Source organism: Bacillus sp. NS1, assembly GCF_058248265.1.
In genome coordinates this window covers 884,177-897,456 of sequence record NZ_JBZAZF010000002.1, presented here as the reverse complement: position 1 = coordinate 897,456, position 13,280 = coordinate 884,177, and the positions used below count along the sequence as shown (strand labels likewise).

General features: G+C 43.6%; 7 protein-coding genes. 4 read left to right on the top strand and 3 right to left on the bottom strand.

What is annotated here, in order from left to right; translation table 11 throughout:
• Nucleotides 1-3: 3 nt before the first annotated feature.
• Both AC4CV5_RS09800 and AC4CV5_RS09795 read right to left on the bottom strand, forming a co-directional pair.
• Nucleotides 4-711, bottom strand: a complete 708-nt coding sequence (locus AC4CV5_RS09800; protein WP_490922649.1) for a poly-gamma-glutamate hydrolase family protein — start codon at nucleotides 709-711, stop codon at nucleotides 4-6.
• 278 nt (nucleotides 712-989) lie between these two features.
• Nucleotides 990-1,223 carry a WYL domain-containing protein gene (locus AC4CV5_RS09795; RefSeq protein ID WP_166852705.1) on the bottom strand — a complete coding sequence of 78 codons (234 nt, stop codon included), beginning with the start codon at nucleotides 1,221-1,223 and terminating at the stop codon, nucleotides 990-992.
• A 215-nt stretch (nucleotides 1,224-1,438) separates the two neighbouring features.
• Here AC4CV5_RS09795 and aprX point away from each other — a divergent pair, with 215 nt between their 5' ends.
• From aprX to AC4CV5_RS09775, 4 genes are all read left to right on the top strand, one after another.
• Nucleotides 1,439-2,767 carry a serine protease AprX gene (aprX, locus tag AC4CV5_RS09790; protein WP_490922648.1) on the top strand — a complete coding sequence of 443 codons (1,329 nt, stop codon included), beginning with the start codon at nucleotides 1,439-1,441 and terminating at the stop codon, nucleotides 2,765-2,767.
• Nucleotides 2,768-2,876: 109 nt separating this feature from the next.
• Entirely contained in the window at nucleotides 2,877-3,707 is an 831-nt protein-coding gene (locus tag AC4CV5_RS09785; protein ID WP_490922712.1) for an MBL fold metallo-hydrolase, read from the top strand.
• A gap of 78 nt (nucleotides 3,708-3,785) precedes the next feature.
• Nucleotides 3,786-4,142 (top strand): protein YmzB, encoded by a 357-nt coding sequence (gene ymzB, locus AC4CV5_RS09780; RefSeq protein WP_166852711.1) that lies wholly within the window; start codon nucleotides 3,786-3,788, stop codon nucleotides 4,140-4,142.
• 243 nt (nucleotides 4,143-4,385) lie between these two features.
• Nucleotides 4,386-5,603 carry a cytochrome P450 family protein gene (locus tag AC4CV5_RS09775; protein ID WP_490922646.1) on the top strand — a complete coding sequence of 406 codons (1,218 nt, stop codon included), beginning with the start codon at nucleotides 4,386-4,388 and terminating at the stop codon, nucleotides 5,601-5,603.
• A gap of 42 nt (nucleotides 5,604-5,645) precedes the next feature.
• Here AC4CV5_RS09775 and AC4CV5_RS09770 read toward each other — a convergent pair whose 3' ends face one another.
• Complete coding sequence (locus AC4CV5_RS09770) at nucleotides 5,646-13,268, bottom strand: beta-ketoacyl synthase N-terminal-like domain-containing protein (protein WP_490922644.1); 7,623 nt, start codon at nucleotides 13,266-13,268, stop codon at nucleotides 5,646-5,648.
• Nucleotides 13,269-13,280: the final 12 nt, after the last annotated feature.

Sequence of the window (13,280 nt, the reverse complement as noted above, 5' to 3'; positions counted from 1 at the left end):
TTGTTACGAATACTCTTTTTCAAGGACACTTTTGATCGCACTCACATAAGCATAAAATTCACTGTTCTTTGTATATTTTCTATTTTTATAATAAAAATCATCGAAAAATGCTTCTCTCTGCTCGCGGCTGATTTCCAGCTGGATACTCAGCCCCGTTTCCCCTTGGTTGTTAATATTTTCGGCACTTAACCCAGCAAGACCGCTTTTAGACGACGCTAACTCAGCGGAAAATCCCCTTCTCTCAAGGGCTCTTACGATCATTTTCGCCCGCTTTCGGTCTGTGCCCCCAACAAGTGTATTCTTGTTCTCCCCTTTATATCCGTGAAAAGCCACAACATATTGATGCTCCTTGATTTTCTTTTCAGCCAATGGCTCATCAAAGTTGGTGCTTGTAATGTGAAGCGTTTGGTTATCGTGTGACTTCAACCCTTCAAACAGGTATGTAGAGAATTCACTATTGAAATACCGCACAAGCTCGCTTACTCCGCCTTCAATTCTTCCGCCGTGCGGAGACATAATTAACACTTTGCTTCCTTTTTTCTCACTATAAGAAATATCATAATCGGCTGGGCTCTCATTCTCTGCCAAGCTGCTGAAATTTGAATATGTATCTGGCTGATTAGATGGTTCGGGTTCTAATGAGTAATGAACATATCTCAGGAATAAGGCAATGGCTAAGACTAATATGACATTTAGTATAAATCTTCTCATGTTTAACTCCTTTCATAAGAATGGCACGGTTCATTATATGAGGTTTAGCCAATAGGTTTTATCTTACCATTGTATACGCTATATCATCAGTGAAAAAGTTCCCGGTTTCAAAAAATCAATTGATTGTCACGGTTAATAGCGGTTCATTTGAAATATGAGTGAAAAAAGATTGAGAGGAAAGATAAAAAAGGTAGGAATAACCTCACTTGGCAATTACATGTATAGAGGTTTAAGGAGGGTTTTATTAGCAGCTGCCCGGTTGCTGGACGGACAGCCTATTATCGGCCTGCCAAATAGAGGTTTTGTTTATTTGTTCTCACAAAGTCACAGGAAAGGATTGAATCCAACAAAAACGTTCTGATCTGTTGTTTCGAAAAACAAAACGCTTTGATTTGCGTTTTGCTTTTCTGTCTTACAATAATCGTTCTTTTACTAATCGTTCCGTCTTTCTTCATATATATAATGCTGATTGGTATTTGGCTTTCCAAAGACCGATGTAAGAAGAAATTCATATAGCTGCTCTCCCCTTGCCAGTTTGATATGACAACATTATAATACGAACAAATGTTCCTTTTCAATCCCCAATGATTGCCACGACTCCTGAATCTGATTCAAAAGATTCATAAAAACCAACTCTTGTCCGTCTCTTATAAAGGACAAACAAACTTACCAAACCTACCATCTGTTCATAGAGTATACAGAGAACCTTATAATAGGAGGAAAATACATGTTTGGGTACTCTATGGTACAAATGGTGAGAGCAAATGCTCATAAGCTAGATTGGCCGTTACGTGAAAGCGTACTACAGCTTTACAAGCCCTTCAAATGGACTCCTTGCTTCTTGCATCAGTTTTTCGAAACCAAATTGAAAAACAGAAAAAAAATGTCAGTCATTATTGAATTTGAGGAAGGCTGTCACGAGACAGGCTTTCAAATGGCTGGAGAGGTGCTGCAAAAAGAAAAACGCAGCAAGCTAAAAAGCCGCTTCAATAAAATCAATTGCTGCAGCGCGGAGGTTACTCCTTCAGCGTTACATTCACTTCTTTCTGAATGCAGCGATATTCGCAAAGTATATTTAAACCGCGAAGTCAAAGCGCTTCTAGACACGGCAACCGAAGCAAGCCACGCGAAGGAAGTCATCAGAAACGGGCAAACCCTGACAGGAAAAGGTGTTACTGTCGCTGTTGTCGATACAGGAATCTACCCGCATCCTGATTTAGAAGGCAGAATTATCGGATTTGCGGACATGGTCAATCAAAAAACAGAACCGTATGATGATAATGGTCATGGCACACACTGTGCAGGTGATGTCGCAAGCAGCGGCGCATCCTCCTCCGGCCAATACCGCGGACCTGCACCGGAAGCTAATCTAATCGGCGTGAAGGTACTGAATAAGCAAGGTTCAGGAACATTAGCGGATATTATTGAAGGTGTGGAGTGGTGTATTCAATACAATGAGGACAACCCGAACGAACCGATTGATATTATCAGTATGTCGCTCGGGGGCGATGCGCTTAGATATGATAATGAACAGGAAGACCCGTTAGTCAGAGCGGTTGAAGAAGCGTGGAACGCAGGGATTGTCGTCTGTGTTGCTGCCGGAAACTCAGGGCCTGATCCACAGACCATTTCAAGCCCGGGCGTGAGCGAAAAGGTGATTACAGTAGGTGCGCTTGACGATAACAATACCCCAAGCAGCGAAGATGATACGGTCGCTTCCTTCTCAAGCCGCGGACCGACAGTCTACGGGAAAGAAAAGCCCGATATTTTAGCGCCGGGTGTTAATATTATTTCCCTTCGCTCTCCGAATTCTTATATCGATAAGCTTCAAAAGTCAAGCCGTGTAGGGTCTCTGTACTTTACAATGTCTGGAACATCAATGGCAACTCCAATCTGCGCAGGAATCGCAGCTTTAATCCTTCAGCAAAACCCGGATCTTACACCTGATGAAGTGAAAGAGCTTTTGAAAAACGGCACGGACAAATGGAAAAATGAAGATCCGAATGTTTACGGAGCGGGCGCTGTCAACGCGGAAAATTCAGTTCCCGGCCAATAAACAGCACCATATAGCCGGCAATTCTCTCTGTAGAACTGCCGGTTTTATATTTTTAATTTTCATAATAATGGGATAAAATAATAGAAAATGGATGAAGGAAGTGGCAAAAGTGCCTTATTATATCTGCAAAACATGCGGAGTACAACATGCGCAGACTGTACATCCGCCGAATTCATGTCTGATTTGCGATGACGAAAGGCAGTATATTCCTCCGGATGGACAATCTTGGACTACCCTTGAAGACATGCGTGAGAAAAAAAACCTTCAAAACATCCTCAAAAAGGAAGAAGAGCATCTTTACAGCATCAAAACTGAGCCAGAGTTTGCGATCGGACAAACAGCACATTTGATCCAGCATGAGGGCTTCAACATGCTGTGGGATTGCATTTCATATCTTGACCAAAAGACAATTGACCACATCAAAGAATTAGGCGGCATTCAAGCCATCGCTTTGTCTCATCCGCATTATTACTCTGCTCAGGTTGAGTGGGCTGAAGCGTTTCAGGCCCCGATTTATATTCATGCGGATGACAAAGAATGGGTGAGGGTGACAAGGCCAAGCAATCACATTCATTTCTGGTCGGGGGAAACTCTCAACATGAAGCCGGGACTGGACCTTTACCGTCTGGGCGGACATTTTAAAGGCGGTGCCGTTCTCCATTGGAGCAACGGCAATGATGGGAAAGGCTGTCTATTGACCGGGGATATCATTGCAGTTGCGGCCGATCGGAACTGGGTCAGCTTTATGTACAGCTATCCAAATCTCATTCCCCTTCCCGCTTCCAAAGTTGTAGAAATAGCAGCCAAAGTGAAACCGCTTCAATTTAATCGGATTTATAATGCTTTTTCAAAAGTTGTCAAAGAGAATGCCGACGAAGCTGTCCAGCGTTCTGCCTTACGATATATCAAAGCTCTGAACAGCGAATTGTTTCATACATAGAGGGTGAGGCGGCTCTTTTTCGTGTAAAAGATGCAGCAATTGGGAATAGTATCGTGTAGATCAAAAGGAGGAATATTGATGGCACATACGAATACACAGCTTTCTCAATGGCTGGAATCAAAAGTCGGCCAAACACTTGATATTAGAAAAGGTGAATTGACCCATGATGAAGAGATTTCAGACTTGGACCAGATTGTTCTCCACCTTCAAAAAGTGGGTATACGCAGCACGAATCATCCTGATGACTATGTTGCAAATGAAGAACTTGTTTTAGAAGGCGAAGGAACAACATTCACTGAGGACGGCGACGTACCGCTTCCGCAAAATGCCTATGAGATTCCTTTATTAGGTGATATTCATATTCACCAAGAAAACGAAGGATTGAAGGTTGTAACAGATCGTGCAGTATATACAATTGATGTCCAGCACAGCTGACAGTCACTTTCATCAAAATAATACAGCTTAGCGCCTTTGAGCATTCATTCAAAGGCGCTGCTTTAGATAGAACCACTTTTTCATTTTTTTCGTTCTTCCCCCTATTGAATGACGCCTAAAATAGATATATAGTTTTAGAGACAGGATTAAGTTTCAAATAATTCTGTTTTTTGCAAGCTGGTTCTGCAACTTGTTTAACAGAATGAAATCATCTATTTACCCTATTAGGCGAGGAGAATGCACATGGAAAAATTGATGTTTCATCCGCACGGAAAAGAATTTCATCAAAATCCCTTTTCAGTTTTGGGCCGATTTAGAGAAGAAGATCCCATTCACCGATTTGAATTAAAACGGTTCGGAGGCACATATCCAGCTTGGTTAATCACCCGATATGATGATTGTATGGCCTTTTTAAAAGACAATCGGATTACAAGAGATGTTAAAAACGTGATGAGCCAAGAACAAATCAAAATGCTCAATGTCAGCGAAGATATCGATTTCGTTTCTGATCATATGCTGGCAAAAGACACACCTGACCATACCCGCTTGAGATCACTTGTTCATCAAGCATTTACTCCACGCACCATTGAAAATCTGCGCGGCAGCATCGAACAAATTTCTGAACAGCTTTTAGATGAAATGGAAGAAGAAAATAAAGCGGATATTATGAAATCCTTCGCTTCCCCTTTGCCTTTTATTGTTATATCTGAATTGATGGGAATTCCTAAAGAGGATCGGACACAGTTTCAAATCTGGACCAATGCAATGGTTGATACCTCTGAAAGTAACAGAGAGCTAACAAATCAAGCCCTTCGTGAATTTAAAGACTATATCGCCAAGCTGATCCACGACAGAAGGATACAGCCAAAAGACGATATAATCAGCAAACTCGTACATGCTGAAGAAAACGGCAGCAAGTTAAGCGAAAAAGAGCTTTATTCGATGCTGTTCCTGCTGGTCGTAGCGGGCCTTGAAACAACCGTTAACTTACTCGGATCGGGCACCCTCGCATTGCTTCAACACAAGGAGGAATGTGAGAAGCTGAAGCAGCATCCTGAAATGATTGCTACAGCTGTTGAAGAATTGCTGCGATACACCTCGCCTGTCGTTATGATGGCAAATCGGTGGGCCGTCGAGGACTTTACATACAAGGGGCATTCAATCAAAAAAGGAGACATGATCTTTATAGGCATCGGATCTGCCAATCGCGATCCAAACTTTTTTGAGAACCCGGAAACATTAAATATCAATCGGTCGCCTAACAGACATATTTCTTTCGGCTTTGGCATTCATTTCTGCTTAGGAGCGCCGCTTGCCAGACTGGAAGGCCACATTGCATTCAACTCGCTTCTAAAGAGATTTCCGGATATTGAACTCGCGGCAGCGCCTGATGATATCCATTGGAGAAAAAATGTCTTTTTAAGAGGGTTAGAAAGTCTCCCTGTGTTACTTTCAAAATAACATATTCAAAACGCCCCCTTCAAAAGGGGGCGTTTGTGTTTCTCAGCGCTTCACCAATTCATCTTCTTTTTCTTCTTTCGCTTCATGTTTTTTCCGGAAAGCCTTAAGGAAATTCGCGTTTACTACTCCCCTGTTTGAATAGAGCTTTTCGCAAAATTCTAACATGGCTATAGATGCTTTAGGTTCCGTTAATATCATGAAGTGGTTGCTTGATTCGACATCTATCAGGTTGAAATGGGGAATTTGCCGCTCCCATTCCTCCCAGTAGGCAGCTTGATCGAACGATGCTCTTTCATTTGAGAAAGTGAAATAAATGTCTAAATCCCCAAAGAAAGACCTGCTTTTATTGCGGAAGTAATAACATTTTACAGCCTCAGGGTCAGGCAGAGGCTGTACAGTGTACGATTCAACATCATAGGCACGCTGCGTTTTCATCATTTGCTTCGTCTGCGCACGTATTTGCTTTTCCGGTTTGTTTAATCCCCGTTTTTTTGCCAAGTCAATCAGCTCAGACAGGAATTCTTCATCCTCTCTGCTTGTGTCTACCTCTTCACGGCTGATAAGAACGTCAGTAAGTTTATCCGGATTCGCAATCGATGCCAGCAACGTATTGATTGTTTGCAGCATTGACGTTTTCATAGAAGCCTCATTTTCTTTCGTCTCAGGATTGTATGGAGAGTCAATCATCACCATGCTTTTGACAGATAGGCCTTGGCTTTGCAACTGGCGTGTGACTTCATATGCAATCATTCCGCCTAAGGAATATCCGCCTACATCATAAGGGCCTTCCGGCTGTATGGCTCGAATGATCTCTATATAATAGGAAGCCATTTGTTCAATTCCTTGTAAAGGAGCATGATCAGTCATAAATCCTCTAGCTTGAATGCCATAAAAAGGGCGCTGGCTTTTTTGTGCAAATTGCTGATAGATTTCAACGCCTCCTACCCCGCCATGAAACCAAAATACAGGGCGTCCCCGCTTGCCGTCATTTAACGGTATCAATTCCGGAAACGTGCGAGCGTGATCATTTTGTAAGGATGTATCCTCCTGTTTCTTTGCGATCAAGTCCGTCATGTCCTGCACAGTTTGGCATGCTTGCAGCTCCGCCAAGGTGATGAGAGGGTCAACCTTTGATTGCAATTGCTGTAATAACTGTATGCAAGAAATCGAATCAAATCCGTAATGTTGTAATGGCTTATGAGGATGCAGTTCTTCTGGAGCCATCCCTAATACATCAGCTAAGATATGATGATCGTTGCTGTGCATCTGCTCATCATGTGAAACGGAAGGCGTATACTCTATTGCTTGAAAGCCATTCCAGCAGCTTCTCTTTTCAAATGGATAGGTTGGCAGCGGTATTCTTCGGGCATCTTTTCCTTGATATAGCCGCTCCCACGGGATTTGCATCCCTTTTGTCCAGCAAAATGCAATCTTTTCAAGGTTGTTTTCAGACAACAGAGTCTCTATCACCATTTCTCTTAATGGACCATCGAGCAAAGCTTCGATATCTGACGAGCCCTCTTCCGCATTTCCGCTAAAGACAGGTACAGAGATTTTCGGCTTTTCGCCTTTTTCAGCAGCTGTTAAGCAGTCTTGCAAGCCGGTCACCAGCTCTTCTTTATTGCGGACAACCAGCGCCAGCCGGTCCCCCATCGCCTCTCGCCCGGTTTGAAGTGTAAAAGCATAATGTTGTAATGACAGTTCTTGTTGTTTGTTCACATAATCGAGCTGCTGTTGAATAACTGCTTTTAGCCTGTCTTGATTCTTTGCAGAAAGAACCACAATGTGAGCTTCATTCTTATTCACCGCTGCTTTTGGTGAAGGAATATATTCTTCTATAATGACGTGTGCATTTACGCCTCCAAAGCTATAGCTATTGATACTTGCTCTGCGCGGGATTTTTCTTCCTGATCCGTCCTTCATATCCTCCCACTGCTGGTTCTCCGCAGTCATCTGGAAACGGGTTCCACTGATTGACACTTGATCATTTAATGAAGAGAATCCTGATATGCCTGGTATTGTTTGATGCTTCATCGCCATGCTGACCTTCATGAGAGCAGCCATGCCGGAAACCAGTTCACCGTGTCCGATGCTCGGCTTTAAGCTGCTGATATAACATGGCGCCTCCTCCTCTACTTCCTGTGGAAGTTCCAATTCAAACTGGTTTAAGCCTGACTTTAACGCCTCTATTTCTATCGCGTCTGCCAATGGAGAGGCGATCCCATGCGCTTCTATATAGGCCACCGTTTTTGGATCAATTTGTGCTCCTTGATAAGCCTTCAGCATTGCATCCTTCATACCGGCCGGATTTGGTGCATGGAGTGACATTCCCCTGCCGCCATGCGATACACCTGTACCTTTAATGACCGAATAAATATGATCGGAATCCTCAATGGCTTTTTGCAAAGGTTTAATAATGAGAACCCCTGCCCCTTCACTTCTGACAAAGCCATTCGCATCTGCTTGAAAGGATTTCGCCTGTCCTTCTGCACTCAAATATCCCATTGAGTCGAAGCCAATAAAGCCTTTTGGTGAAAGCAGCAAGTTCACAGCCCCGACAATGGCTTGCTCACATTCGCCGTTTCGGATAGATTGTATGGCTCTATGCAAAGCCACAAGAGCTGAGGAACAGGCAGCTTCATAATATTCGCTTGGCCCTTTTACATCCAGAGCATAGGAGATACGGTTTGGAATTAAGGAAGGAATTACGGCTGTATCCGTATTGCCGGCTGCGACGAACACTCCAGTCGGCAGGCTGGATAAGGCCTGTCCTGTTAAGCCTGCATCTTCCATCGCCTTCCATGCATGTATCAAGAGCAGAAACTCCTGCGGATCCATATGTGCCGCTTCTTTAGGTGATATGCCAAAAAATAGCGGATCAAACTCACCTATCCCTTCTATAAATCCGCCCCATTGAAGGCTTGATTGTTCCTCTTTGTCAGCTGAAGCAAATTTACGCCAGTCCCAGCGTTCTTTCGGCACTTCAGAGATACAGTTCTTTCCGTGAATGATGTTATCCCAAAATTCCGTTACACTGTTTGCTTTTGGAAACTGTCCCGACATGCCGATAATGGCTATGCCATCGGCTGTATGTTCGATTGCTTTATCCGTCTTCATCTCATGTACCGGAATCTGTTTCATTTTGTTTTCGATTTGAGCTGGGCGTTCCTGCAGTTGATCGGCTTCACCAAACAGCTGGACAAATGATGCTTCATGTTTGTCTGCAAAAAATTCGATAAGCTCTTGAACAGTCGGATACTCAAAAAACAACGTCGGATTTAATTCGATTTTTGTTTCTGATTCTAACTCCCTTGTCAGCGCAACCAATTGAGAAGAATCGATCCCCAAATCCATAATATGCGCTTTTGAAAGAGACAGTTTTGACGGGTCGGCCATGTTTACTGCCAGTTTATCTGTTACATAGCTTTTGATACGGTCTTTTAGCTCGATGACTTTGATGGCCTGATTTTCATTTCCTCTTTGATTTGAATTACGCAGTTGCTTTAGCGAGTAGCCCGAATAGTGCAGCACTATTTCTGACGATTCATTGATCACGTCTACATCGAATAGCAGCATGTCACCTGTATTTTTAACCAATGTAATCAGAAGCCAGCAATCCTCTTGTATCGCATGTTTTGTAAATTGGATATCATTGATTCCAAATGGCAGGAAGCTGCCCTCAATGTCAAATTGCTCTAAGAAACTGAGGATAGCCAAGTAGGCGCTGTTTGTCATCAATGGGCTTACAGTGTAATGATGGTTTGCCAGACCGCTTTGAGGCAGGCGAATTTTTGCCAGTATCGATCTATTGTCTCTGTAAAGATGAGTAATTGTCTTAAATAACGCTCCCCACTGAGGGCCGTTTCCGGCTTTATACATCTGATCGATGTGTTGAAGCTCGGTTAATGAATGCTTTAAGCTCTCAATATTGACTTTTTTTGTTTCAAATAAACTATTTTGGCATTGCCCGATGGCAGCAGGCTTCCATGTATCAGAAGCCAGTTCGCGATACATGATTTGTAATTCTATGACATGATCTTTTCGAAGTGGCTTTGCCTGCAGTTCAATAGTCTCGCCTTGTTTGATGACAACTGGATTGATATAGCTTAATTTGCTGATGCGGCCGCTGGTTTCCTCAGGAAACATGTTAAAAAATGCATCAATGGCCAGACTGCTGTATGTTGCGCCGACAAGCACCCGTTCATTGTTGAAGACGTGGCCTTGCACGTAAGGCTCATCATATGTGAATTGATCTTGTATGACCGGATGATTGATATTGCTTTCGACAGCCGGTGGTTTCCCCTGCTCCGCCGGAAGATCGAAATGAAATGCTGTATGATGATCAAATGCATAGTGTGGCAGATGAACCCAGCCGGATCGGTTCCCTTGAGCTGCTTCTTTAAAATCAACGGATGCCCCTTGTGCCCATTGCTTTGCTGGGTTTGTTTCTCTATCCTTTTGGGCTGATCCAGCACATGGCTGTAAATCGAATGATGTATAAATACCTTGCTGGAGTGAGCTTTCTTTTGATGTACGGAACATCTTCAGTTTTTCGACCAGATCCTGAGTCGATGTTACTGTAAAAGCAGCCCTATGCTCTAAATTGTGATTCCTCCTGTGTAAAGCCTGTACTATTGGTTCAATATCCAGAGCAGCTTCCTTCTCTAAAAACAATTGCATGTTTTCAAGATAGCTGAGCAGGCTCCATTTTGTTTTTGCTGAAAAAACGGCTGTAAATTCCTGCTGGCGGTTCGCGATATGTCTCTCTGGAGCCGTCTCTATAAATTCTTCTATAATGAGATTGGCGTAGGCTCCCCCCGCTCCAAAGGAATTGATCATGCTTCTGCGGGGCAATTGCTTTCCAGTTTGAGGATCATTCAAGCGATGCCATGGCTCCGTTTGTTCCTGAAGATAAAAAGCCGTGTTTTCCAGTTTAATATTTGGATTGACAGGTGTTGCGTTAATTGTCGGCACCAGCGTGCCCTTCTTCATTTGCAGCAGCACTTTTGTCAGCTGAGAAATGCCGGAAGCCGCCTCCAAATGCCCCAGATTGGATTTGACAGAGCCTATCGCACAAAACTGTTTCTTATTTGTATATTGCTGAAACGCGTTTGTCAGTGCAATCACTTCAATAGGATCGCCAAGTGCTGAGCCATTTGCCGCTGATTCAATATAGCCGATAGTCTCCGGATCAATGCCCGACTGTTCAATCGACTTGGCGATTAATTTTGCTTGCTGCTTCGGATCTGGAGCTGTATACATCTGTCTTCCGCCGCTATGATTGGCGAAACTGCTTTTGATGACAGCATAAATATGATCCTGATCCTCAATTGCCTTCGATAGCGGTTTTAACAGAACAGCTCCGACGCCTTCCCCAGGAACAAGCCCTGTTCCTGTGCCAAAACTTTTGCTTTGATTTCCGCTTTCCAGCAGATTGGCTCGCTCCAAAGAATCATACTTTGAGAGATCGAGTGTTAAATTGACCCCTCCGGCAATTGCCATAGAGCAGCTTTTCAATTTCAGGCTTTCACAGGCAAGGTGAATGGCGTTTAATGAACTGGAGCATGCTGAGCTGACAGCGATACTCGGTCCGGTCAGGTTGAAAAAATGGGAAACGCGGTTTGCGATATGCCAGTCTCCCCCATTTGAGCTGAGGACCGCCTGCTCTAATGATGGGATATTCCAAAAATACTGGTTATACATATTCCCGATAAAGACGCCCACTCCGGTGTCGCCATCCCGCAGTTCATCCAGCCGGGTGCGGGTATAGCCGCCATCCTCAAATGTTTCCCAGACGGTTTCTAAAGATAAGCGGAGTTCCGGCGTCATTTCCATCACTCGGCTTTGCTCCATCTCAAAAAGCTGATGGTCAAATGCTTCAATATCTTGTAAAAATCCGCCATAACGCTTCTTATCTGCCGGCTGTATTGCATCTATTGATAATGTTTTCAATAACGATGTGCGCCATCTGGATTCCGGTGCCTCTGTAATACAATTGTCTCCAGCAATTAAATGCGCCCATAGCTCTTCTAAACTGTCAGACATCGGATAGCGTCCGCTGATCCCGATAATTGCGATATCTTCTGTACTCAGATCATTCGACCGCGCCACTTGGAAATTGCTTATCGTTTCCTTTTTTAACTCGCTATTTGATGCTTGCTGATTTTCTTTGACCTGCTGCTCTCCAGCAAAACGGCGTGTGGCAAAAGAAAACGGCTTACTAGCAGCTGCACGCTCCGTTTGAACAGGAACTTCGTTTTTGGCAGGCTGGGGTGTTTCTTTTAACAGTGCTGTCCGGAGCTTGCTTTCGTGCTCCTTTACTAAATAATCAACGAGTTCTTTTGTATTGTTATGTTCAAATAAAATGGTTTTTGGAAGATCCCCCGTCACTTTTTCTAATTCACGAATGAAATTCACCTGCAAAATCGAATCAATTCCATACTTCTCGAATGTCGTATCTTCATGAATACGCTCTGGTGATAGTTTGATTGATTTTGCCAGCGTATGCTTCACAAATTGAGCCGTTTGCTCAAAGAGAGAATCGTTTTCTTGTGAATGATCTTTTTCTGCATCTATTTGTAAATGGCCTGTATCTTCTTCTGTCTCAGTTTTCTTCTTTTGACGGACGACTCCGTTACTTTCAGCAGCAATGATCTGCTGGCCGAGCTTATGTGATTGTTCAGCCATAAAGGATACATAGCGATATCCCTCACTCTCAAGCACCATCTTCCAAGTGTCCGGATACAGGCCCGGGCAGCCCGGTATACGGAGGTCAGGATCCTCATACAGCCACCAGCCCTCTAAAAGGCCGAACGTCAAATGCGAATATATATTATGATCACTTATTTCATTTAAGAGGAGCAGCCCGTTCTTTTTCAAAACTGCTTTTGCATTTCGCAGCGTCTGCCGGATATTTTTCGTGGCATGCAGCACATTCGCTGCGATGACAGCGTCATAGCCTCCCGCATCAATATGCTGTTCAGACGCCGGCTCCTCCACATTAAATCGTTTATATGTCAAATACGGATTGTCCGGACCGTACTTGTTTTCTGCATGCATTAAAAATGCTTTCGACAAATCTGTATAGCAATATTCTTTTATATGTGTCTGCCAGGCTTTCAATTTTTGAAAAACAGTCGCGCTTGTACCGCCGGTTCCTGCTCCGATTTCTAATATTCGAATCTTCGCCTCAGGCTCTTGCTTCAAACGTGCTTGCAGGTAGGCCGCTAACGTGTCCGCCAGTACATCATTAAAATAGTCTGCGACTTGATTGTTTTTATAGACCCCTTCTACTAAATCCATAGATGAATTCGGAAACAGGATATCGGTGGCAGACGCCTTGCCGGTCAATATCTCCGGCAAGGCTTTAATTGCTGTCTCCACCAATGTCACCATGGCTTTCATATTATTGTCTTGAAGCAGGTCTGATTTTTGTTCATTCCATTCCTTCCACAGCTCACCTAGAGTCCCTATTGAGCGCGTTGGAACAAGTCCGTTCTCCGTTCTCTTGAGAAATTGATGCCGTTCTAAAATCGATTGGCTTTCTTCAAACCATCTGCCATAGAAATTCTCCAATACCGGCTGGGATTTACTTTCTGTGAAAAACCCTATGGACTGCAATTGTGCGAAAAGCATTTTACAGAGAATGTCTTCTGTATTCAGCATTGGCGCTTCCCT